The organism is Blautia stercoris (assembly GCF_054657695.1).
Genome location: NZ_BAAHYF010000002.1, coordinates 223,934 through 246,162 on the forward strand (window position 1 = coordinate 223,934; position 22,229 = coordinate 246,162).

Annotated in this window: 19 protein-coding genes and 1 pseudogene; 15 read left to right on the forward strand and 5 right to left on the reverse strand. The window is 38.2% G+C overall.

From position 1 onward, the window contains the following. Positions 1-400: 400 nt before the first annotated feature. Positions 401-2,104, forward strand: a complete 1,704-nt coding sequence (locus ACYQ2D_RS10770) for a carbon starvation CstA family protein (RefSeq protein WP_117457340.1) — start codon at positions 401-403, stop codon at positions 2,102-2,104. Between the two features lie 62 nt (positions 2,105-2,166). On the opposite strand, the gene ACYQ2D_RS10775 is transcribed toward ACYQ2D_RS10770, so the two are convergent. Next, a complete protein-coding gene (locus ACYQ2D_RS10775; RefSeq protein ID WP_459785410.1) occupies positions 2,167-2,850 on the reverse strand; it encodes a Crp/Fnr family transcriptional regulator in 684 nt (227 codons plus the stop codon). A 147-nt stretch (positions 2,851-2,997) separates the two neighbouring features. Here ACYQ2D_RS10775 and hcp point away from each other — a divergent pair, with 147 nt between their 5' ends. Then, the gene (gene hcp, locus ACYQ2D_RS10780) at positions 2,998-4,587 is read left to right on the forward strand and encodes a hydroxylamine reductase (RefSeq protein WP_459786168.1); all 1,590 of its coding nucleotides are present in this window, start codon (positions 2,998-3,000) and stop codon (positions 4,585-4,587) included. Positions 4,588-4,796: 209 nt separating this feature from the next. Further along, the gene (locus ACYQ2D_RS10785) at positions 4,797-5,456 is read left to right on the forward strand and encodes a rhomboid family intramembrane serine protease (RefSeq protein WP_459785411.1); all 660 of its coding nucleotides are present in this window, start codon (positions 4,797-4,799) and stop codon (positions 5,454-5,456) included. A 68-nt stretch (positions 5,457-5,524) separates the two neighbouring features. Here ACYQ2D_RS10785 and ACYQ2D_RS10790 read toward each other — a convergent pair whose 3' ends face one another. Continuing rightward, positions 5,525-6,250, reverse strand: a complete 726-nt coding sequence (locus tag ACYQ2D_RS10790) for a sensor histidine kinase (protein ID WP_459785412.1) — start codon at positions 6,248-6,250, stop codon at positions 5,525-5,527. 121 nt (positions 6,251-6,371) lie between these two features. Here ACYQ2D_RS10790 and ACYQ2D_RS10795 point away from each other — a divergent pair, with 121 nt between their 5' ends. Together ACYQ2D_RS10795 and ACYQ2D_RS10800 are read left to right on the forward strand one after the other, a co-directional pair. Beyond that, the gene (locus tag ACYQ2D_RS10795) at positions 6,372-6,788 is read left to right on the forward strand and encodes an HIT family protein (RefSeq protein ID WP_459785413.1); all 417 of its coding nucleotides are present in this window, start codon (positions 6,372-6,374) and stop codon (positions 6,786-6,788) included. A gap of 9 nt (positions 6,789-6,797) precedes the next feature. Beyond that, positions 6,798-7,349: an RNA polymerase sigma factor gene (locus ACYQ2D_RS10800; protein WP_022302732.1), complete on the forward strand. Its 552-nt coding sequence runs from the start codon at positions 6,798-6,800 to the stop codon at positions 7,347-7,349. Positions 7,350-7,439: 90 nt separating this feature from the next. Here the strand turns inward: ACYQ2D_RS10800 and ACYQ2D_RS10805 are convergent, their stop codons facing one another. Beyond that, positions 7,440-8,507, reverse strand: a complete 1,068-nt coding sequence (locus ACYQ2D_RS10805) for an undecaprenyldiphospho-muramoylpentapeptide beta-N-acetylglucosaminyltransferase (RefSeq protein WP_187559054.1) — start codon at positions 8,505-8,507, stop codon at positions 7,440-7,442. 274 nt (positions 8,508-8,781) lie between these two features. Continuing rightward, the gene (locus ACYQ2D_RS10810; protein WP_459785414.1) at positions 8,782-9,921 is read right to left on the reverse strand and encodes an RNA-guided endonuclease TnpB family protein; all 1,140 of its coding nucleotides are present in this window, start codon (positions 9,919-9,921) and stop codon (positions 8,782-8,784) included. Between the two features lie 167 nt (positions 9,922-10,088). On the opposite strand from ACYQ2D_RS10810, the pseudogene ACYQ2D_RS10815 reads away from it, so the two are divergent. The 5 genes and pseudogenes from ACYQ2D_RS10815 (at position 10,089) to ACYQ2D_RS10835 (ending at position 13,863) form a co-directional block, all read left to right on the forward strand. Beyond that, positions 10,089-10,396 (forward strand): annotated as a pseudogene (locus tag ACYQ2D_RS10815) (transposase). Between the two features lie 83 nt (positions 10,397-10,479). Continuing rightward, positions 10,480-11,343 (forward strand): DUF4367 domain-containing protein, encoded by an 864-nt coding sequence (locus ACYQ2D_RS10820; protein ID WP_459785415.1) that lies wholly within the window; start codon positions 10,480-10,482, stop codon positions 11,341-11,343. Between the two features lie 52 nt (positions 11,344-11,395). Next, a complete protein-coding gene (locus ACYQ2D_RS10825; RefSeq protein ID WP_444138877.1) occupies positions 11,396-11,851 on the forward strand; it encodes a DUF6147 family protein in 456 nt (151 codons plus the stop codon). A gap of 138 nt (positions 11,852-11,989) precedes the next feature. Then, positions 11,990-13,597, forward strand: coding sequence for an MBL fold metallo-hydrolase RNA specificity domain-containing protein (locus tag ACYQ2D_RS10830; RefSeq protein WP_459785416.1), 1,608 nt, complete (start codon positions 11,990-11,992; stop codon positions 13,595-13,597). After that, a complete protein-coding gene (locus ACYQ2D_RS10835) occupies positions 13,585-13,863 on the forward strand; it encodes a DUF6171 family protein (protein WP_187559058.1) in 279 nt (92 codons plus the stop codon). The genes ACYQ2D_RS10830 and ACYQ2D_RS10835 overlap by 13 nt, the downstream gene beginning before the upstream one ends. A 52-nt stretch (positions 13,864-13,915) precedes the next feature. Here ACYQ2D_RS10835 and ACYQ2D_RS10840 read toward each other — a convergent pair whose 3' ends face one another. Next, the gene (locus ACYQ2D_RS10840; RefSeq protein ID WP_459785418.1) at positions 13,916-14,167 is read right to left on the reverse strand and encodes a TIGR03905 family TSCPD domain-containing protein; all 252 of its coding nucleotides are present in this window, start codon (positions 14,165-14,167) and stop codon (positions 13,916-13,918) included. A 195-nt stretch (positions 14,168-14,362) separates the two neighbouring features. Between ACYQ2D_RS10840 and ACYQ2D_RS10845 the strand changes: the two genes are divergently transcribed. The 5 genes from ACYQ2D_RS10845 to ACYQ2D_RS10865 all read left to right on the forward strand — a co-directional run bounded on the left by ACYQ2D_RS10845 (position 14,363) and on the right by ACYQ2D_RS10865 (position 21,858). Beyond that, positions 14,363-15,244, forward strand: coding sequence for a hypothetical protein (locus ACYQ2D_RS10845; RefSeq protein ID WP_459785420.1), 882 nt, complete (start codon positions 14,363-14,365; stop codon positions 15,242-15,244). A gap of 12 nt (positions 15,245-15,256) precedes the next feature. Beyond that, positions 15,257-16,495: a DNA cytosine methyltransferase gene (locus ACYQ2D_RS10850; protein WP_459785422.1), complete on the forward strand. Its 1,239-nt coding sequence runs from the start codon at positions 15,257-15,259 to the stop codon at positions 16,493-16,495. A 136-nt stretch (positions 16,496-16,631) separates the two neighbouring features. After that, the gene (locus ACYQ2D_RS10855) at positions 16,632-17,330 is read left to right on the forward strand and encodes an ABC transporter ATP-binding protein (RefSeq protein ID WP_459785423.1); all 699 of its coding nucleotides are present in this window, start codon (positions 16,632-16,634) and stop codon (positions 17,328-17,330) included. 28 nt (positions 17,331-17,358) lie between these two features. Further along, positions 17,359-19,686: an ABC transporter permease gene (locus tag ACYQ2D_RS10860; protein WP_459785424.1), complete on the forward strand. Its 2,328-nt coding sequence runs from the start codon at positions 17,359-17,361 to the stop codon at positions 19,684-19,686. A 15-nt stretch (positions 19,687-19,701) separates the two neighbouring features. Then, the gene (locus ACYQ2D_RS10865; RefSeq protein WP_459785425.1) at positions 19,702-21,858 is read left to right on the forward strand and encodes a hypothetical protein; all 2,157 of its coding nucleotides are present in this window, start codon (positions 19,702-19,704) and stop codon (positions 21,856-21,858) included. Positions 21,859-22,229 lie beyond the last annotated feature (371 nt).

Here is a 22,229-nt window from a genome sequence, read left to right on the forward strand (position 1 = left end):
TAAGTTAAGAAAAGGAAATGCAGTGAAAGGGATACATCACAAAAGAGAACTGGAATCCAGAGAGCCGTTGGCAGGTGTGAAACGGTAGAAAGTGTTTTGTGACATCACCCTAGAGCATCCCGCTGAAATGAAAGCTTTGAGAGATTAAAAGTATTGAAAAGCTTTGAAAACTTTGAAAGTAGGCAGGGACGTGGGCTTCACGTTACAGAAGAGACTGTTAAAAAAGACAGTGGTAAGAGATTGTAGTTAGCGATAGGTACAATAATACAAAGTGGTACCACGGAAAGAAAATTCCGCCTTTGTTATCCGAGAGGGTAGCAAGGGCGTTTTTTTATAGATAAATTTATTTCTATTTTCAAAACTTGGTAAAAAATAAATTTAAGAGAAGAGGGAAAGAGCTATGAGTGGAATCTTAATGATGGTAATCGCCATTGTAGTACTCGGAGGTGCATATCTTCTGTATGGCCGTTATCTTCAAAACAAATGGGGCATCGACCCAAACGCAAAAACTCCTGCTTACGAAATGGAAGATGGAGTTGACTATGTGCCGGCGGACACAAACGTAGTATTTGGACATCAGTTCGCATCTATCGCAGGTGCAGGTCCAATCAATGGACCGATTCAGGCAGCAATCTTTGGATGGCTTCCGGTATTGCTTTGGATTTTAATTGGTGGCGTATTCTTTGGCGCTGTTCAGGATTTCGCATCCATGTATGCATCTGTAAAAAATAAAGGTCGTACAATTGGTTATATCATCGAAGAATATATTGGAAAATTAGGTAAGAAATTATTCCTGTTATTCTGCTGGTTATTCTGTATTCTGGTTGTTGCGGCATTTGCCGATGTTGTAGCCGGAACATTTAACGGATTTGCAGCAAACGAAGCCGGAGAAGTAACAAAAGTAGTAGCTAACGGTGCAGTTGCAACCACTTCTATGTTGTTTATCTTAGAAGCCGTTGGACTTGGAATGTTCTTAAAATACACAAGATTTAACAAATGGGTGAATACAGCGGTGGCTGTCTTATTATTAGTAGTAGCAATTGCACTGGGATTAAACTTCCCGATGTACTTAAGCCTTGGAACATGGCACATCATCATCTTTGTATATATCATGATTGCCAGTGTTGCTCCGGTATGGGCACTGCTTCAGCCACGAGATTACTTAAACAGCTACCTGTTAATCTTCATGATTGTCGGTGCGGTTGTTGGTGTGTTCGTAGCAAATCCATCCTGTAACCTTGCAGCATTTACAAGCTTTAACGTAGATGGACAGTACATGTTCCCAATCTTATTTGTAACAATTGCCTGTGGTGCGGTTTCCGGTTTCCATTCACTGGTCTCTTCCGGTACTGCTTCCAAACAGATTAAAAATGAAAAAAATATGCTTCCGGTATCCTTCGGAGCAATGTTAATGGAAAGTATGCTTGCAGTTATCGCCTTAATCGCAGTTGCATCTTTTGCAAAAGGAGAAGCAGCAGCACAGGGACTGACAACTCAGCCTCAGATTTTCGCAGGTGCAATCGCAAACTTCCTTTCCGTAATCGGTCTGCCACACTCCTTGGTATTTACTTTGATTAACCTGGCAGTATCTGCATTTGCATTAACTTCACTGGACTCTGTAGCCAGAGTTGGTCGTCTGTCCTTCCAGGAATTCTTCCTTGATGCCGATGTAGATGAAGAGAATATGAGCCCATTCTTAAAATTTGTGACAAACAAATATTTTGCAACTATCATTACACTGGTACTTGCCTACCTTCTGACAAAAGTAGGATATGCAGAAATCTGGCCGTTGTTTGGTTCAGCAAACCAGTTGTTATCCGTACTGGCACTGGTAGCCTGCGCAGTATTCTTAAAGAAAACAAAACGTCAGGGCTTCATGCTTTGGGGACCGATGGTATTTATGATGGCTGTTACATTTACAGCACTTGGCATGACTATCGTAAAATTAAGCAAAGCATTTATGACAACAGGCTTAGACCTTGGAAACAGCTTACAGCTTATCTTCGCAGTTCTGCTGTTAATCCTTGGTGTATTAGTAGCAATTCAGGGTATCAAGAAATTACTTGAAAAACCAGAAAAAGAAAGTAAAACAGCAACAGCTTAAAAATGGAATTGAAATTGAAAAACTGTTTAAAAAAAGGAATCTTGGTGACAAGGTTCCTTTTTTTATTCTAAAAGTGTAAATTTATTTCTGTCAAAATCCAAAATTCCCTCATCTTTTAGCTTATACAATTCTACAGTCATGGCACTGCGGTCTACGCACAAGTAATCTGCAAGCTGTTGCCGGTTTAATGGAATCGAAAAAGAAGAATTTCCGCAAATCTGTGCCTGTTTTGAGAAATATTCAATAAGTCGTGCACGGATGGTATGGTGGCTCAGGCAGTCGAGTTTTCTTGAAAATGCAATGTTTTTCTGTGCAAGAATCTGCAACAGATTAGAAATCATCTGCGTGTGAAAATGGCAGGCGGAGGAACAGGTAGCAATCGTGCGGTTTAAATTAAGAAATAAAATACTGCAGTCAGTCTGGGCGACAACTGTTCCGTCAAATTCCAAATCCGGCAGACAGGCATAGACTTCTCCAAACAAATCACCAGGACCAATCCGTCCAAGCAGAGATTCCTTTCCCCAGTACGTTTCCCGAAGCACGTGAACATTTCCCTTTAAAACAAATCCGATTTTTGAGATTTTATCGCCCCAGCGGAAGATAGAAGTCCCTTTTGTATATTCTTTTATCTGACCGCCAAGACAGACTAACATGGCACGAAGTTCTTTCTTTTCGATTTCACGAAACAATGGAGACTCCGCAAGCACTTCTAAAAAAGCTTCATTTAAATTATTATTTTTTTCCATAAATAAACTCCTTGAATTTGTTGGAAGTACAACAGAATAATTATTTTAATTATAGTATATTCTAACCATAGAAACAAGAAATTTGAAAAAATAAGTGAAACAGCTAAAGGAGAATAGAAGATGAGCAAAATAGAAAAAACAGAAGAAATGTTCTGCTACCAGTGTGAGCAGAGAGCAGGATGCAGTGGATGTACAGGGGCAAGAGGAGTCTGTGGAAAGAGCAGTAAAACGGCACTCCTTCAGGACAAATTAACCGGAAGTCTGGTTGCGCTTGCAGAAGCAGTCGGAGAACAGAATGTATCTGAAAAGACAAATCGTATTATGATTGAAGGATTGTTTGCAACTCTTACCAATGTAAACTTCGATGATGAAGCGTTGGAAAAATTAATCGAAACAGCAGTCAAAGAGAAAGAGGTTTATGCATCAGGATGTTCTGTATGTCAGGCTCCATGTGGACGCATGGAAATCTATGAAATGGAAAAAGTATGGAGAGAGCCGGATGAGGATATCAAATCCTTGAAATCATTATTATTATTCGGACTTCGTGGGATTGCGGCTTATGCTTATCATGCAATGGTGCTTGGCTATAATGATGAAGAAGTGAACCGTTTCTTCTACAAAGGTATGTCAGCTTTAGGACAGGACCGCACCATGGAAAATCTGCTTGGTATCGTAATGGAGACCGGTGCAGTGAATTTTAAATGCATGGAACTTTTGGATAAAGCAAACACCGAAACTTATGGAATTCCGGCACCGGCAGAAGTTTCTTTAAAAGTAGAAAAAGGACCATTTATCGTAATTTCCGGTCATGATTTAAAAGATTTAAAGATGCTCTTAGAACAGACCGAAGGCAAAGGCATTAACATCTATACACATGGAGAAATGCTTCCGGCACATGCGTATCCGGAACTTCGCAAATACAGCCATTTAAAAGGTAATTTTGGAACAGCATGGCAGAATCAGCAGAAAGAATTTGCTAATCTTCCGGCACCGATTTTATTTACCACAAACTGTATTATGCCGCCAAAAGAAAGTTATGCAGACCGTGTATTTACAACAGGTGTGGTAGCCTATCCAGGCATGCAGCATGTAGATGGAGAAGAAAAAGATTTTGGCGCAGTGATTGAAAAAGCGATTGAACTTGGTGGATTTTCTGAGGATAAGCAGTTTACCGGAATCAATGGTGGAACAAAACTGACAACCGGATTTGGACATCATACAATTTTAGGTGCTGCTCCACAGGTAATTGAGGCTGTAAAAGCCGGAAAAATCAGCCATTTCTTCTTAGTAGGCGGATGTGACGGTGCACGTCAGGGAAGAAATTATTATACGGATTTCGTAAAAGAAGCTCCAAAAGATTCTATTATTCTGACTCTTGCCTGCGGAAAATACCGCTTTAATGACTTAGACCTTGGAACAATCGAAGGACTTCCAAGAATTATGGATATGGGACAGTGCAACGATGCATTTGGCGCAGTTAAAGTGGCACTGGCTCTTGCGGAAGCATTTGAATGTGGTGTCAATGAACTGCCGTTGACACTGGTATTATCCTGGTATGAACAGAAAGCAGTCAGCATCCTTCTGACACTGTTACACCTTGGAATCAAGAATATTTACCTTGGACCGACACTTCCGTCTTTTGTTTCTGAAAACGTATTAAACTATCTGGTGGAAAATTTCCAGATTTCACCGACTAGCACACCGGAAGAAGATTTAAAGAAAATTCTTGAAAAATAAAATAAGATAAGCTATTATTTTAGATAAAAACGACACCTTTTCAAAAAAAATGGCGAAAGGTGTCGTTTTTTGGCGATGAAAAAAGCGCACAAAACAGGGAAAATATGGTATAATGGGCATAAACCAAGAGGGGATTGAAAAAAATGAGGGGAGGAGTATAAAAAGAGTGAAAAAAAGCAAATTTATACCTTGCAAAGGTGGAAAATAAGATGCAAAAGCAAAAGATAGTACAGAAAATTGACCCCGATATCCTTCAATTTTTAAAGGTAAGAAAAGAAGTGCCGGTTAATACAATGATTATTTTGATTAATATTGTAGTGTTCTTTTTGACAGAGTTGACAGGCTCTTCACTGGATGGAAAACATCTGGTTGAATGGGGTGCGGCATACACGCCATTGATTCAGGAGGGGCATGAATATTATCGCTTTTTTACCTGTATGTTTTTGCATTTTGGTCTGACGCACCTGGGTAACAACATGCTGGTTTTATTCTTTCTGGGAGATTGTCTGGAACGGGCGGTAGGAAGGGTACGATACCTGTTCATTTACATATCAGGAGGAATGGGAGCCAGTCTGATTTCTTATCTGTCAGAGGTGCGAATAGGAGAAAACGTCGTGTCTGCCGGGGCATCCGGTGCAATTTTTGCCGTAGTGGGTGCATTGATTTATGTAGTAATCAGAAATAAAGGCAGACTGGAAAATTTTACGACAAAGAAGCTGTTATTTTTGGCAGCTTTAACTTTATATCATGGAGTAACAAGCACAGGAGTTGACAATGCCGCACATTTTGGCGGATTCTTGTGTGGATTTGTCCTTGCAGTATTAATTTACAGAGGACAAAAAAATGGCAGAGGACTTAAAAAATTCTAATCAGAATGAAGAGTAATTAGAATAATCAGAGTAACTTAGAATAATCAAAGATTTCAACGATTCTGCTTTCACAGAATCGGAATCTTCAGGATGAATGTAGTTCCTTTTTCAGGGCTTGAGGTGAATTCAAGACTTCCCTTATGGGCTTCGGCAATCCGCTTTGAAATTGCAAGTCCCAGACCACTGCCATCCGGTTTATAAGTGACAAATGGTTCAAAGATAGAGTTCTGGTATTCAGGAGAAATACCGCATCCGTCGTCGGTAACCTTAAATGTCACACCTGTACCGTCTGATTCAATTGAACAGACGATATGACCGCCCTCTTTAACCGCTTCAAATGTATTGCGAAGCAGATTGTGAAATACTTGCTGAAGTTTGGTGTGGTCAACATACAATAAAGGGATTGGAGACAATTTATTAAAAGCAATAGAAACGTTTTTCTTTTCCAGACTTGGATTAATGGATTCAATTACATTTGCAAATAATGCATAGACGTTGGTTGATTCAAGGTTCAGTCTGAGAGAATTATTGTAACTGGAAAGCTCACCAAGCAGACCTCTGAGAAAATCCATATTTTCCAGGATTTTAATCCAGTTTTGGTCTTCTGATAAATCAGGATGCTGTTTTTCCAGAATCTGAAGAAAACTGTTGATAAGTGTAACAGGATTACGGATTTCGTGGGAAATCTGAGAAAGCATCAGCTGATGTTTTTTCGCCTGTTCCTGATAAAGTTTTTTGTAATCAATTGTTTTATTTTTGCCTTCAATCTGTGAAGTAGCAGATGATTTTGTCATTTGGTGTTACCTCCTCTTTTTTTCTTGATAGTGTAGCACCGTTATAGGCAAATAGCAAATAAAATCATTCTACAAAATATTTGAAAATTCGACAATGACAGCTAGAAGGGAGAGATTTAAAATGTCAGATTGTATTTTTTGTAAGATAGCAGGAGGAGAGATTCCGTCAGCAACTATATATGAGGATAATGATTTCAGAGTTATTCTTGATTTAGGACCGGCAAGCAAAGGTCATGCGCTGATTTTACCGAAGGAACATTATGCAAATTTATATGAAATTCCGGATGAACTTGCAGGAAAAGCAATCGTTCTGGCAAAAAGAATCATCACCGTAATGACTGAAGTATTAGGCTGTGACGGCTATAATATTGTACAGAACAATGGAGAAGCCGCAGGTCAGACGGTGTTCCATTTTCATATTCATCTGATTCCAAGAAATAATGAGGACCACGTAGGAGTGACATGGACTCCTGGGAAATTGACAGAAGAGGATAAAAATGAAATCCTCGAAAAAATTTCCAAAATTCAGATGAATTAACAGGTGAAGATGACAGAGGAAAAATTACGTGAAGTTTATGACAAGTATTATCGACTGGTAATGAAAGCCGCTTATGATGTCTTAAAAGATTTCGATGATTCGCAGGATGTCTGTCAGGAAGTGTTCCATAAGCTGATACAGAAATGGAACAAGGTAAGTCCTGAAGACTATGCGGGATGGCTGGCATTAACTGCTCGAAGAAAGGCGTTGGATTTCCTCAAAAAAAGTTATCGAAAACATGAGATGACTGTTCTTGAACAGCCGTGTGAAAATGGAAAAGGGGAACACGCAGAAAAGTTAATTTATCATAGAGAGGCAACAACAGGAGAAGACCTGCTCGATGCAATTATCAAGCGGGAATTCACGACAGAATTTATGGACAGGCTGTACGCCAGGAACCCTCAGTGGCACGAAATTATGACGATGCAGGTTTACGAACAGGCAACGGATGCAGAAATGGCGGCCGCTCTGGGTCTGACTATAGAAAACTTAAGAGTTAAAAAACATAGGATGAACAAGTGGATAGAAAAAACGTATGGAGACAAATACGATGATATATAAGAACAGAATCCAGTGAATCCGGCAGAACAATACTTGTGGATAGATTTCCAAAAAAAATTCCTGTGCCAAATGCCGGCACAGGAGAAATAATTATTTGTTGACTGCCTGTTCAAATAACTGGACAATCTGTTCAATAGAATCAGTTTGTTTGCTTTTTTCCATCGCTTGAATATACGAATCGCGGTTCTGATAAAGAGTCTGGATGGATTCTAACAGTTTCTGGTTAGTAATTTCCTCCTCTTCAAGTACCATGCTGTAACCAAGCTTTTCAAAAGAGCGGGCGTTGAGAATCTGGTCTCCACGGCTTGCACGTGCGGAAAGCGGAATCAGCAGATTTGGTTTTTTCAGTGCACTGATTTCACAGATTGCGTTTGCCCCTGCTCTGGAAATGACGATGTCAGCCAGTGCAAAAAGGTCAGCAAGCTCATCTTTGATATATTCGTACTGAACATAACCTTTGGTATCGGTTAAAGAAGAGTCCAGTTTACCTTTACCGCAAAGATGAATGACCTGGAAGTCTTTTAAAAGTTCAGGCAGAATGGCACGTACTGCATTGTTGACTGCAACGGCACCGAGACTTCCTCCGATAACCATAATGACCGGTTTCTCATTGGAAAGACCTGTAAAGGCAAGTGCTTTTTGGGGATTTCCGCTTAATAATTCCTGGCGGATAGGGGTACCGGTAAGTATGGCTTTGTTGGCCGGAAGTTCAGAGACAGTTTCAGGGAAATTACAGCACACTTTAGTGGCAAATGGAATGGAAAGTTTATTTGCCAGTCCAGGTGTCATATCAGATTCATGGATAAAAGTAGGGATTTTTCGACGTCCTGCAGCAATAACAACAGGAACGGTAACGAAACCACCCTTAGAAAAAACAACATCAGGTTTCAACTGCTTCATGAGTTTTTTCGCTTCATGAAAACCTTTTAAAACCCTGAAAGGGTCAGTAAAGTTTTTGACATCAAAGTAACGTCGTAGTTTGCCAGAAGAGATTCCGTAATAAGGAATCCCCATTTCTTCAATCAGTTTTCTTTCCATACCCTGGTAAGAACCGATGTAAGAAATCTTGTAACCGAGTTCTTTCAGTCTCGGAATCATAGCAATATTTGGTGTAACATGTCCGGCAGTGCCGCCACCGGTGAGCACAATATGTTTCATTGGAACCTCCTGATAAATCAAAAATCAATGTTTCGATGTACAACATTTCATAAGACGGACATTGCAGCGTCTATTAGATAATATGATACAGTCGTTGTGAAAAGTCAAGAAAAGATAGGAAATTCGTCAACTACCTACCACCTAAAGGTAGTGGGCTTATAACTGCCCGGTCGTAATAACGGCGTAAGCCTCCGACCTTTAAAATTCGATAAGTATTACTACTTAACGTGGCGTTACATCATAGGGCGGTTGACAACGCCCTTTACAGTAGAGTTTACTCAACTGTAACTGTACTAGGTACTTGACTTTCTTCAAGAAAGTTTATTCCCATACGGTACAGGTTCATAGCTCCAATACGGTCATCATTAGATTTGTATCCACAGTTTTTACAGCTAAACAAATGTATCTTTTTATTACGATTAGATTTTTCAATGTGCCCGCAAACAGGGCAACATTGACTTGTATAAGCTGGATTAACTTTAATAACAGAAGATTGATTTTGTTTGGCTTTGTACATTAGTTTTTGTTCAAAATCATAGAAAGACCATGATACGGATATGTAGCGGTCTTTGGTTTTGACATGTTCTGTAGCATTGCGGATACCTGACAAATCTTCAAGTACAAACAATGTATGTTTTGGATTACTTTCAACGAGTGCCTTTGATATTTGATGGTTTACATCTTGCATCCAACGGTTTTCTCGCTGACCAATCGCTTTAATTCTTCGTCTTGAAGATGGAGTATTCCGTATTTGGAGTTCTTTACGAAGTTTGGAATAGTGAGCACGTTTCTGTTTAATAGTCTTGCCACTGACAAAGCCAGACTTATGTTTACTATTGTAAGTGGCAACAACAAAGTTGATACCTCTGTCGATGCCTACAACATTGCAGATATCAGTGATATTACTTTCTTCAATATCATAAGTGACAGGGATATGTAAAAAATATTTACTATGCTTATTTACAAGTTTGGCTGTGCCAAATTTATAGATTGTATGGTCAAAATATTTAGATATACCTTTAGCATAATATTTAAGCTTGACACGACCATTTAAGGTATTTATCGAAAAGCAGTTTTGTGTAAGGGAATAATCTCTGTTCCAAACAAGGTCGTACTGAGGCTTTTTGAAAGATGGTTTAATCCACTTTTTTTGAGTTTCAAGAATAGTCTTGTATCTGGCAATGACGGTCTTAAATACAGACTGAGTCATTTGTGATTTAAGTCCAAACTTCTCACGAAGCGTAGAGTACAAAGACTTATTCAACGAAAACTGTTTTAAGTCGTGAGTATAGAATACATAGTCTGAAACATAATTACAAGCGTCAGTATATACAGACATAGTTTTATTAAGTAAAACCTTGTCATCAGCAGTAGCAGAGATTTGTATTTTAGCTGTAATAGTTATTTGTTCCATAGATGTACTCCTTTCATTGATACTTCATTAGATATAGTATATAATACTTATTAGTGAAAAACAATAGATTTGAGATGATTTATATGGACAATAAATCTAATCGTCATAACAGACGCAAGTATAGCTTGAAAATACATACAGTTCTTGTTACAAAGTAATGCGAACAGATACTCAAAACCTTTATTTCTGATGATGTAAAACAAAAGATTTTCGATATATGTAATATTAACGATTGGGTGATTATTGCTATGGAAACTGACAAATACTATATATATTTTCTAATCAGTTACGATGCAACAGATAGAGTATGTGATATAATAAAAATAATTAAGTAACAGGCAGCTTACTATTTTATGGCAAAAATATTTAAACTTTCTGTCTAAACAGTAGAAGAAGATTTTGACCTGATGGTTGTTTGGTCTGTAGCATAGGAGAAGTATCATCAATCACTATACAAAAATATATCAAAAGTTAAGATTGATAGCTGAAAATCTACAAGACTCCTTCCAACATCTAAAGGTAATGGGTTTCCGCCTACGAGAAACAAAAGGATTTTTTATGAATAAAAACGAAGAAAACAGCACAAAAAGCAGTACCTGGGCAGGAAAGCAGTTCAGAAAAGAAGCAGATGAGCTAGTGAAAAAACTGGAAACAGATGAAGAATTTAATGTTCCAGAACCATCAGAAAATTTGTTCCAAAAACTCGTAGACCAAGCTCGAGATGAGGGGCTGCTCGAAGAAAAGAACACAAAATGCATTCAAGATGAAACCAAATCTACAGAAGAAAAAACAAAAGAAAATCAGAATACAAAAGTGGTTAAGTTCTTTAATCACCGCATAAGCAAAAAATTCCTCGGCATGACCGCCGCAGCTGTGATAACCTGCTTTGGATTGTTCGGTGTGAGTATGAGCACACAAGGAGGCAGGAGCTATGTTATGGATAAAGCGAATGAAGTGTTGGGGGATGAGAAAAATACAGAAATAGAAAATGGTGAAGATAGATTAATCACTGACAGAACAGAAGAAGAAGCCAGAAATGAGATAGAAGAGAAATTGCAAGTTGAATTACCTACGTTTATATATATGCCAGACCAAATGGAATTTGATTCTTATGAAATAGATGATGTGGCTCAGTCGGTATATATAAAATATAAAATAGGTGATATATACTTGTATTTTGTTGTACAAACAAATTATGCTGAATCAAGTGGAATTTATCGAAATGATGAAGGTGAATATCTGGGAAATATTGAGTGTAATATGGCAAATATAAGTCCAGAATTATGGAAGATAAATGATGAAGATTCAAATAATTCAGAAAGTTATCTTGTACAGTGGGATTACAAGAACACTTACTATAGGATTTCCGGAAAAATAACAGAAGATGAAATAAAAGGAATTATTGTAAATCTAGTATATTAATTCGGAAAGGGGACTTTATTTGAAAATAATAATTAAAAAATCGGTAGTAGCTATGTTAGCTTTGTCCTTATTTTTAACAATATCTTCGGTTTCAGCTTCGGCAGATGGATTAGAAGATTTAGGAAAAGAAGTAGATGGTTCTATTTTAACGAATGAAGAGTCAGCAGAAGCTATCTGGCAGAATGTAGCAAGAGGAAGCATTTTAAATCAAGGAATTGGAAAAATTACAAATATTGGAAATAGAACAGTAAATATTTATGGTGCAACGCTTGCTTATGTAACCTGTGATAAATTGACGGTAAAGATGTATTTACAGCGCTATGATGGCGGGTGGATAAATTGTGGCACTTATGGTGATACTGCAACAAATGCCTCTTCTATGTCTCGTAGTTATAATGTAAAAGTTAAAGGTGGATATTACTATCGAGTAAGAGTAGGATGTGTTGCACAGAAAGGTAGTACCTATGAATCTCAAGTTCCAGTTACTAACGGCATCTGGATTCAATAATATTTTGCCCTCCCTGTTTTAAAAAAAATCATAAACTTTTATAAAATAATCTGAAAAAACTATCAAAACCCCCCTATTTGCGGTATAATAGTACTATCTTGAAAGTGCTTGAATTAAAACCGCAAAGGGGGTTTTTTTATGAAGTTGACATTTATAGGTGCGACTCATGAAGTTACAGGTAGCTGTTACTTTTTAGAAGCTGCGGGCAAGAGATTTCTCGTGGATTGTGGTATGGAACAGGGTCCTGACCAGTATGAGAATCAGGATGTGCCGGTTCCGATGTCGGATGTGGATTTTGCATTGCTGACGCATGCGCATATTGACCATTCCGGAAATTTCCCTCTGGCTTATGCAAGAGGATTTCGCGGTCCGATTTATGCAACCGCTGCAACCTGCGATTTGTGTGATATCATGCTTCGTGACAGTGCTCACATTCAGACCTTTGAGGCAGAGTGGCGAAACCGTAAGGCAAGAAGAAATGGGCAGCCGGAGTTTGTTCCGGCGTATACGATGGAAGATGCTTTGAATGTAATTCAGCAGTTTGTTCCGTGTGATTATCATAAAATAGTTCAGCTTGCAGATGGAATTAAAGTTCGTTTTGTGGACGCAGGACATTTATTAGGTTCTTCAAGTATTGAGATTTGGATTACGGAAGATGGCGTTGAGAAGAAGATTGTATTTTCCGGTGATATCGGAAATACAGACCAGCCATTGATTAAAGACCCTGAATACCTTGAGGCTGCGGATTATGTAGTCATGGAATCTACTTATGGTGACAGAAGTCATGGAGAGCGCCCAGACTATGTGCAGGAATTGGTTGATATCTTAAGGCGAACCTTTAAGCGTCATGGAAATGTTGTTGTTCCTTCATTTGCAGTCGGCAGAACGCAGGAAATGCTGTATTTTCTTCGTAAGATTAAGGCAGATAACCTGCTTCCGGAATTTCCAGATTTTGATGTGTATGTCGATAGCCCGCTTGCTGTGCAGGCGACCAATATTTTTAAAGAGCATTATGTAGATTGCTATGATGAAGAGGCAATGGAGCTTTTGAATCAGGGAATTAACCCGATTGCATTTCCGGGGCTGAAGCTTTCGATTACAAGTGATGAATCCCGTGCCATTAACTTTGATGAACATTATAAAGTCATTCTTTCTGCAAGTGGTATGTGTGATGCCGGTCGAATCAAACATCATTTAAAACATAATCTGTGGCGTGAAAATTCTACGATTGTGTTTGTCGGATATCAGGCAGTTGGAACACTTGGTCGTGCACTTTTGGAGGGTGCAAAGGATGTAAGACTGTTTGGTGAAGAAATTCATGTATCAGCAGAGATTGTAAGACTTTCGGGAATCAGTGGTCATGCAGATAATGAAGGATTGATGCGCTGGGCATCTGCATTTAAAGAAAAACCACAGCGTGTGTTTGTGACACATGGAGAAGATACCGTCTGTACACTCTTTGCAGAACGGCTGAAAAATGAACTGGGCTATGATACCTACGCTCCGTTTAGTGGAACGGTCTTTGATTTGGCAAATAATGTACTGGAGAAAGAGACCGAAGGTATCATAATAGAACATGCAAAGGAGAAAGCGAAAGCACGCAAGGCATCTGGTGTTTATGCGAGACTTGTGGCTGCCGGTCACAGACTGCTTGCAGTTATCCGGCATAATGAGGGCGGAGCAAATAAGGATCTTGCAAGATTGGCAGACCAGATTAATTCGCTTTGTGACAAATGGGACAGATAGAGAAAGAGCCATCGTATAGAAAAATCTGTAGAAAATGTCTTCTGCAGGATATGGATGAAAACGAATATTTTACAGATTTGCGAAAGTACATCGCACAGATAGACAAAGACTTAAAAGTAGAAGATGAGGAGTATCAAAACCGCCTTGCAAAATGTAAGGAGTGTGATAATCTGCTGAGTGGAATGTGTCGAATCTGTGGGTGTTTCGTGGAAATGCGGGCAGTGATGAAGAAAAATCACTGTCCGGCAGTTGAAAAGAGATGGTAGAAAAAAAGAGTGATTCTGAAAAAAGGATTCAGAACCACTCTTTTTCTATGCTTTATGCATTCTGGGTTTTCATTTGTTCTAATGCTTTAGCAAGCTGATCCGGGCAGGATGTGCCACGACCACCGCAGTCAATTCCTTTTAAGCGGGAGATTGCTTCATCTACTTTCATTCCTTTTACCAAAGCAGCAACACCCTGAGTGTTTCCATTGCATCCGCCATTGAATTTTACTGATTTTATAGTGTCACCGTCGAGTTCAATTTCAATAGAACGAGAACAGACACCTTTTGTATTAAATACTGTCATTTTAAAGCCCTCCATAAAATTAAGAATAATAGATAATTTTTTGTCTACGCACATTATAGCAGAAAAAATATAGAGTGACAAAGACTAATTTAAAAAGAAATAGAAAAGAACTAGAGAAAAAGAAGCATTTATGCTAAGATTATTTTTTAAATAAGAAAACCAGAAGGGTAAAAATAAATGTTGGAGGGGATTTGAATGAAGAATTTTGGAGAAGCAGAAAGAAAAATACTAAATCTGATGTCTGAAGGAACAGAATTTATTTTTCATGATAAATACTACAAAGTAATATTATCAGGAAAACCTACATGTCAGAAAGGTGAACCGAAAACAGATATTTATGTATTAGCAAAATCAGAATTTGATAAAGTAGAAATAAAGATATCATACAAAAAAGAAAATGCTGATTTTATTGAAAATAAGATGAGTTCGGAACGAGCTGCTCAGCTATTGGGGGAAAACTGGGCAGATATTATAGAAAGATCAACTACGGCAATTAGTGAACGTTTTGAGGAACGGATGCTTATATATAAAAATAAATTTAAAAGGACGGAAAAAGGTTCCATTACATTAGGATGGAAGTTTGAATTATTAAACAAAAATAATGGAGAATTATCCGGTAAAATGATGCTTACTGAACAGCAGGTTATAGATGTGTATTCGGGAAGTAACTTGTCGGAAGATAAAAGAAATGCATACATTGATGGAAAGATGATTGAGAATAGTGGTGTGGCAAATTATATACTTATGGAAGAGGATATTAGTTCGGCTCAAGATATTATAAATAAAATGATTCCGATTAAAGAGTATGTAAAAATGCATCCTGATATTTATTTTGCATGCAAAGCACTAAATTATCGCTCTTTTGCAGAAAAATGGGATGGAAACCGACCGCTTTCCGTGCAAGTAAAGTGGAGTGAAGAGCAAAGAAAATTAGTTCCAGAGTTAATCTATAATAGACCGTTAGTTGTAAAAGGAAATGAAGTTGCAGAGAGACTGTTACGTTACATGAAAAAATTGAATATCAAAACGACAGATGATATTGATGAAAACAACTCGGGAACAGACAGAATCATATAGAGGTGGAGAAAGATGGCAATAATTTTAGAGGAACGTGGGCGTGGTAAGTTTAAACCTGCACCAGATTGTAATGTGGGTGAGATAAGGGAACTCCTTAATAAAAAAATAGAAGAAGAAAGAAATGCGTTTGAAAATTGTAGTGAAGAAATAGCGTTGGACAAATTAGAATATGCTTCTGATAAATGGAATTTACTATCATTATTTTCAGGATGTGGAGGACTGGATTTAGGTTTTGAATTGGCTGGATTAAAGGCAGTTATGGGCGAAAAAGTCATGGAAGAGGCTTTTAGAGATAAATCAGTTTTTCAAAAGAATATCAATAACAATGTGTTTAATACAATTTTTGTAAATGATATATTTACTGAGGCCAGAGAAACTTATGCCGGGAATGCAGGAAAATACATTTACATGGATAAAAGTGATATTAGGAAAATAAAACAGTTTCCTAAAGCAGATATCGTTTTGGGCGGTTTTCCGTGTCCTGGTTTTTCAGAGGCAGGTCCCAGACTTTTAGATGACAAGAGGAATTTCTTATATTTGCATTTTATTCGCTGTTTAATGCAAAGTAAGCCGAAACTATTTGTTGCCGAAAATGTAAAGGGAATGACGACATTAGGGAAAGGCGAAGTGTTTAAACAGATTGTTGAAGATTTTGCAGCGGCTGGATATACAATTTATCATAAATTGCTTAGTTCTGAAGAATATGGTGTTCCACAGATAAGAAAACGAGTGATTTTAGTGGGAGTAAGAAATGACATTGACTTTGAATATCAGTATCCTGAGCCTGCTTATGGAGATGAGAAAAAAGGATTAAAGAAAATTGTTGACCTTAGAACCGCAATTGGAGATTTAGAGGACAATCCGGGAGAATATTTTACAGGCTCGTATTCTTCAATGTTCATGTCCAGAAATAGAAAAAAATCATGGTCAGAACCTAGTTTTACGATTCAGGCATCCGGAAGGCAGGCACCGATCCATCCGGGCGGAGAACCAATGGTTAAAGTTGGAAAAGATAAATATATTTTTACTGATGGAGAAGAAAATAATAGGCGCTTGTCAGTAAAAGAAATTGCCAGAATTCAGACATTTCCTGATTGGTATGAATTTAGCCGTGGCAAAAGTAATCGTAATGAAAATGCAAAATTAGATTTGGTATATAAACAAATTGGAAATGCAGTTCCGGTAAGATTAGCGTTGGCAGTAGCAGAGCCAATTGCGGAATTTGCAAAAAAAGAATTGCAAGGAAAATAAATTACAAAAAAGTTTAGAGAATGTTTTAAGAGCATGAGCAAATTTCATATTTTAAAACATTCTTTTTTATTTACGAAAAAACCATCTGGTGCTACAATGGTTAGTATAAACTAATATAAGGGAGAGAAAACGAACTATGTTTCTTGAGATTCGTGATATAAAAAAATCCTTTGGGCAGGGGGACAGTTTTGTTGAAGTCTTAAAGGGAATTAATCTGGAAATCAATAGAGGAGAGTTTTGTGTTTTACTTGGACCGTCGGGTTCGGGAAAATCTACATTATTAAATATCATCGGGGGAATCGACGGGGCAGACAGTGGAGATATCTGCATTGAGGGCGAAAAAATGTCAAACATGAATGAAAAGCGTCTGACATTATACAGAAGAAAGCATCTGGGTTATATTTTCCAGATGTATAACTTAATTCCAAACCTGACAGTTCAGGAAAACATTGAGGTCGGGGCGTATTTAAGTGACAAACCGCTTGAGATGGAAGAACTTCTGCGTACATTAGGATTGTATGAACACCGCAAAAAACTGCCGAACCAGCTTTCAGGTGGCCAGCAGCAGCGTACTGCCATTGGGCGTGCAATTATTAAAAATCCGGACATTTTGCTTTGTGATGAACCGACAGGCGCGCTTGATTATAAAACTTCAAAAGAAATCTTAAAATTAATTGAGACCGTAAATCAAAAATATGGCAATACAATTATCATGGTAACGCATAACGATGCCATCAAAGATATGGCGGATCGTGTGGTGCGTCTGCGAGATGGAATGATTCGGAAGAATTATGTGAATGAAGCACGTGTAAGTGCCCAGGATTTAGAGTGGTAAATGGGAAATAGGGGAGTGACAGGAAAAAATGAAAAATCCTTTAAGAAAGAGGCTGTTTCGTGAGCTGAAAGGTGAGGCAGGGAAATATTTTGTTATTTTCTTTCTGTTAATGAGCATTATTGGATTTGTATCTGGTTTTCTTGTAGCAGATGGAAGTATGCTGACTGCTTACAATGAAAGTTTTGAGAAATATAATATTGAAGATGGGAATTTCACGGTAAAAGAAAAAGTGAACCGTGCACAGCAGAAAGAAATAGCAAAGTCAGATGTGACATTGTATGAAAATTTTTATGCAGAGCCGGTGCTGACAAATGGAAGTACGATGCGAATTTTTAAAAATCGTGAAGAAGTTAATCGTGTCAGCCTGATGAAAGGAGAATTTCCAAAATCAGCAGATGAAATCGCAATTGACCGTATGTATGCGGATAACAATGAACTGTCTGTAGGAGATATCATTACCGAAGAGGAAAGTGGAAGAGAGTGGAAAATTACAGGGCTTGTGGCGCTTTCAGATTATAGCTGTCTGTTTTCGGACAATAATGATTCAATGTTTGATGCGGTAAAATTTGGTGTCGGAATTGTAACTGAGGAGGCGTTTGATACTTTTAATACGGACAACATGATTTGTAATTATTCCTGGAAATATGGAACAGAGCTAAAAGGTGAGACGGAAGAAAAAAATGTGGCAGAAGATTTTATGAAAGTCTTAAATAGTGAAGTCAGCCTTGAAACATTTGTTCCACGTTACAGTAATCAGGCGATTCAATTTACCGGTGAAGATATGGGCAGTGACCGTATGATGATGATTATCCTGCTTTATATTGTAATTGCAATTCTTGCTTTTGTATTTGGAATTACAATCAGTAATACGATACATAAAGAGTCTACAGTAATCGGAACATTAAGGGCTTCGGGTTATACCAGACGGGAACTGATTCTTCACTATATGACTGCACCGATGCTGGTTACATTTGCGGGAGCGGTGATCGGAAATATTTTAGGTTATACGGTTCTGAAAAATGTCTGTGCAGGCATGTATTATGGAAGCTACAGTCTGCCGACTTATGTGACATTATGGAACGGTGAAGCCTTTGTGATGACGACAATTGTACCGGTTTTTTTGATGGCAGTGATTAATTTCTTCCTATTAAAAAGAACATTATCGTTGTCCCCACTCAAATTTTTAAGAAGGGATTTAAAGAAAAGAAAACAAAAATATACATTACCGTTGAGTGCCAGGATTCCATTTTTCTCAAGATTCCGGCTTCGTGTGATTTTCCAGAATGTCAGCAATTATGTTGTGCTTACAGTCGGAATTCTATTTGCAAACCTGCTCTTGATGTTTGGGTTGATGCTTCCGCAGGTTTTAAATCATTATCAAACAGAAATCGAAAAGAATTTGTTGTGCAATTATCAGTATATTTTAAATATACCGTTAAATGCGATGAATGAAGAACATAAATTAGAAAGCCTGATGAATTTAATGTATTTTGAATATCAAGTTCAGACGGACAATGAAGATGCAGAAAAATTTAGTGCGTATTCTTTAAAGACTTTGGATAGTGAGTATAAAACCGATGAAATTATGCTCTATGGAGTAAAGTCGGACAGCTGTTACATTCCACTTGAAGATACAGATGGAGACGAAGTGCTGGTTTCCAAAGCGTACTCTGATAAGTATAAAGTGAAAAAAGGCGATGTGATAACATTAAGAGAAAGCTATGAAGATACACAGTATGAATTTACGGTAGGCGGAATTTATGATTATGAGGGCGGTTTATGCGTATTTATGCCAATCGAACAATTGAACCGAACCTTTGATTTGGGAAATGATTATTTCAGCGGATATTTATCAGACAGTGAGATTACAGATATTGATGAAAAATATATTTCGTCTGTGATTGATTTGGAAAGTTTAACGAAGATTTCAAGACAGCTTACTGTATCAATGGGCGGCATGATGTATATGGTGGCTGGTTTTGCGATTGTCATCTTTATGGTTGTCATCTATCTGCTTTCTAAGATTGTCATTGAGAAAAATGCGCAGTCGATTTCAATGGCAAAAATTTTAGGTTACAGCAATGCAGAGATTGCGAGACTTTACATTATACCAACTTCGATTGTAACGGCACTGCTTCTGATTATCACGCTTCCGCTGGAAAAAAGTTTGATGGAAATCATTTTTTATCAGATGATGATGACAAGTATGAGCGGATGGATTCCATTTTATGTAAGTCCGACACTGTTTCCGGAAATGTTTGCAATCGGAATTTTAACCTACGCAGTAGTTGCAGTCATCGAATATCGGAAAGTGCGAAAGATTCCGATGGAAGAAGCCTTGAAAAATGTGGAGTGAAAGGTGGGAGAAAAAGTGGAAAAGAAAATAGGAAATGCATTGTGGAAAAAATCTCTTGGAATCGGAACGGCTGTGGTTCTTGGACTGACTGCCTGCAGTGTGGATAACTCTTCCGATAAGGAAAATGTGGATAAAACCTCTGGAAATACACAGGGGGAAACAAAGTCTCAAAAGGATAATGATACAAAAGAACAAAGCAGTGAGAAGCAGTCTGATGAAGAAAAAGATAAAACAGAAACAGTATATGCAAAGGCAGACGCAGATGGAACCGTAAATGAGGTTACCGTAAATACAGTTTTAAAAAATAAAAATGAGAAGAAGATTCAGGATTATTCGAATCTGACCGATATCAAAAATATAAAAGGGGACGAAGAATATACCAGACAATCGGATGGAACAATTCTCTGGGACAATCAGGGAGAAGACATTGAATATGAAGGAAAGAGCAGTGAACAGCTTCCGGTGACGGTTCAAATCAGTTATTTTCTGGATGATAAAGAAGTCAGTCCAAAAGAGCTGGCAGGAAAAAGCGGCTCACTTAAGATTCGTTTTGATTATGAAAATCATACCAAAGAAGAGACGAATGTAAAGGGAAAAAAAGTGGAACTTCCTGTTCCGTTTGCAGCGATTTCTGCCCTGCTTTTATCAGAGGATAATGCAACAAATATCGAAGTAAAAAATGGAAAAGTTATTTCATTGGATGGACAGAATTTGATTATTGGATATGCCTGCCCCGGACTTTCCGAAAATCTGAATCTCTCCGATTCTGAGCTGACGAAAGATATTGAGCTTCCGGAATATGTGGAAGTGACAGCAGATGTAACGGATTTTGAACTGGATTTTACAGCGACCGTGCTTTCATCAGGATTGCTGAGTGATTTAGATGAAGAGAATCTCGATGATTTGGATGAAACTTCCGATAACATGGATAAAATTCAAGAGGCTTCAGGAAAATTAAAAGACGGCAGTGGCAAGCTTTTAGATGGGATGAAAACCTATGATGAGTATATGAAACAGTATCTAAGCGGAGTTAACTCTTTAAAAGAAGGAGTGGATGCCTTAAAGAGTGGAATGCAGGTATTAAATGAAAACAAGACGGTGCTTGGAAGCGGGGCTCAGGCTTTGGCAGACGGATTGTGTCAGTTTTCAAATAGCGTGTCAGCGATTTCATTTGGGGATGCTTCCGATCAGAGTGGATTTGATTTTAGTGGAGTGGAAAATGCAATGATCGCATTAGTGGCAGATGGTCAGAAATTAAATACAGCGCTGACTCAATTACAGACTCAGCTTCAAACGGCTGGAAACTTTGTGACAGAGGCAGCAACCTATCAGACAACCGTTCAGACCACTGTTGAAACTGCTAAAAATACACTGGAAGAGATTGACTGGGATGCAATTGAAGATAATGCGAAGGCGCAGAGGGAAGCACAGATAGATTCGGCAGTAGAGGCAGCTCTTAATGAGACGATGCAGGAAACTTCCTTAAGTGAAGAAGAAAAGGAAATTTTAAAAGAGGGATTAAAGAGCAGTCTGGAAACCCAGTTAAAGGAAAACGATAAAGATACCGAGCTGACAAAAGAAGCCAGAGAAAAAACGGAAGAGGCAGTGCAGATCTTACTTTCAATTCCGGCGCTTGATATTCCGGATTTAAGCGTGGATATCAGTGCCCTTCCTGCGATTTTGACGGATATGCAGGCTCAGATGCAGGCACTTGGAGAAGCAGCGGAATTGCTTGGAGGACTTCCGGAACAGATGCAGACCTTGCAGGAAGGAATGGAGACGATTCAAAATGCAGCCGAGCAGCTTGCCAAAGGAAGCAGTCAGTTAAACACCGGAATCAGTGTATTTTCAGATGGAATCGGTCAGCTATACGTGGGCGGTCAGAGTTTAAGTGAAGGAACAGACCAGTTAAGCAGTGCCGGAAGTGCTCTCGACAGTGGTTATCAGGCATTGATAGATGGGATGAAAGCTTTAGATGAAGGATTTGCAGAGTTTGATAAAGAAGCCATTCAGAAATTAACCGACCTTGCAGGTGATGACCTGACAAATTTGACAACAAAGATACGAGGTCTTAAAAAAGTAGATGCCGAGTACCAGAACTTTGGAGGGATTTACGAAGGGCAGAGCGGAAGTGTACGGTTTATTATCGAGACAGAGGAGATAAAAAAATAGAAATGTAGAATACGCTCCTGTTTAAGGGTAAGACAGGGGTGTATTTTTTATTTTATATTTTAAGAATTTGCGAGAGGCACCTTCCTTCGTGAATGTTGCAATGTTTGTTTTGTCACTTTCATTATACAACATGAACGATTTAAGGTGTCTTTCTTTTTATGTAAAATCACGAACTTGCTCATTTATAGTAAATATATTAAAATTTGAGTAGGCATACAGGAGAAAGTAGGGTAAAATAATGCATATGCTGAAAAAATGGGAGAAAAGATATGTGCATTATTCCACAGATGTTCTTGGCGGAGCTCTGGCAGGCGCTATATCAGGATATCTGGGATATCGGTTCATCCAGGTCATTTTTTACAGAATAGAAC

Excerpts from the sequence above, each read along its gene's own strand:
- ACYQ2D_RS10820 (WP_459785415.1), top strand. The coding sequence starts at position 10,480 with ATGAATAAAAACGAAGAAAACAGCACAAAAAGCAGTACCTGGGCAGGA.
- ACYQ2D_RS10790 (WP_459785412.1), bottom strand. The coding sequence starts at position 6,250 with ATGACAAAATCATCTGCTACTTCACAGATTGAAGGCAAAAATAAAACA.
- hcp (WP_459786168.1), top strand. The coding sequence starts at position 2,998 with ATGTTCTGCTACCAGTGTGAGCAGAGAGCAGGATGCAGTGGATGTACA.
- ACYQ2D_RS10830 (WP_459785416.1), top strand. The coding sequence starts at position 11,990 with ATGAAGTTGACATTTATAGGTGCGACTCATGAAGTTACAGGTAGCTGT.
- ACYQ2D_RS10810 (WP_459785414.1), bottom strand. The coding sequence starts at position 9,921 with ATGGAACAAATAACTATTACAGCTAAAATACAAATCTCTGCTACTGCT.
- ACYQ2D_RS10835 (WP_187559058.1), top strand. The coding sequence starts at position 13,585 with ATGGGACAGATAGAGAAAGAGCCATCGTATAGAAAAATCTGTAGAAAA.
- ACYQ2D_RS10850 (WP_459785422.1), top strand. The coding sequence starts at position 15,257 with ATGGCAATAATTTTAGAGGAACGTGGGCGTGGTAAGTTTAAACCTGCA.
- ACYQ2D_RS10855 (WP_459785423.1), top strand. The coding sequence starts at position 16,632 with ATGTTTCTTGAGATTCGTGATATAAAAAAATCCTTTGGGCAGGGGGAC.
- ACYQ2D_RS10800 (WP_022302732.1), top strand. The coding sequence starts at position 6,798 with ATGACAGAGGAAAAATTACGTGAAGTTTATGACAAGTATTATCGACTG.
- ACYQ2D_RS10775 (WP_459785410.1), bottom strand. The coding sequence starts at position 2,850 with ATGGAAAAAAATAATAATTTAAATGAAGCTTTTTTAGAAGTGCTTGCG.
- ACYQ2D_RS10770 (WP_117457340.1), top strand. The coding sequence starts at position 401 with ATGAGTGGAATCTTAATGATGGTAATCGCCATTGTAGTACTCGGAGGT.
- ACYQ2D_RS10860 (WP_459785424.1), top strand. The coding sequence starts at position 17,359 with ATGAAAAATCCTTTAAGAAAGAGGCTGTTTCGTGAGCTGAAAGGTGAG.
- ACYQ2D_RS10805 (WP_187559054.1), bottom strand. The coding sequence starts at position 8,507 with ATGAAACATATTGTGCTCACCGGTGGCGGCACTGCCGGACATGTTACA.
- ACYQ2D_RS10825 (WP_444138877.1), top strand. The coding sequence starts at position 11,396 with ATGTTAGCTTTGTCCTTATTTTTAACAATATCTTCGGTTTCAGCTTCG.
- ACYQ2D_RS10845 (WP_459785420.1), top strand. The coding sequence starts at position 14,363 with ATGAAGAATTTTGGAGAAGCAGAAAGAAAAATACTAAATCTGATGTCT.
- ACYQ2D_RS10785 (WP_459785411.1), top strand. The coding sequence starts at position 4,797 with ATGCAAAAGCAAAAGATAGTACAGAAAATTGACCCCGATATCCTTCAA.
- ACYQ2D_RS10795 (WP_459785413.1), top strand. The coding sequence starts at position 6,372 with ATGTCAGATTGTATTTTTTGTAAGATAGCAGGAGGAGAGATTCCGTCA.
- ACYQ2D_RS10840 (WP_459785418.1), bottom strand. The coding sequence starts at position 14,167 with ATGACAGTATTTAATACAAAAGGTGTCTGTTCTCGTTCTATTGAAATT.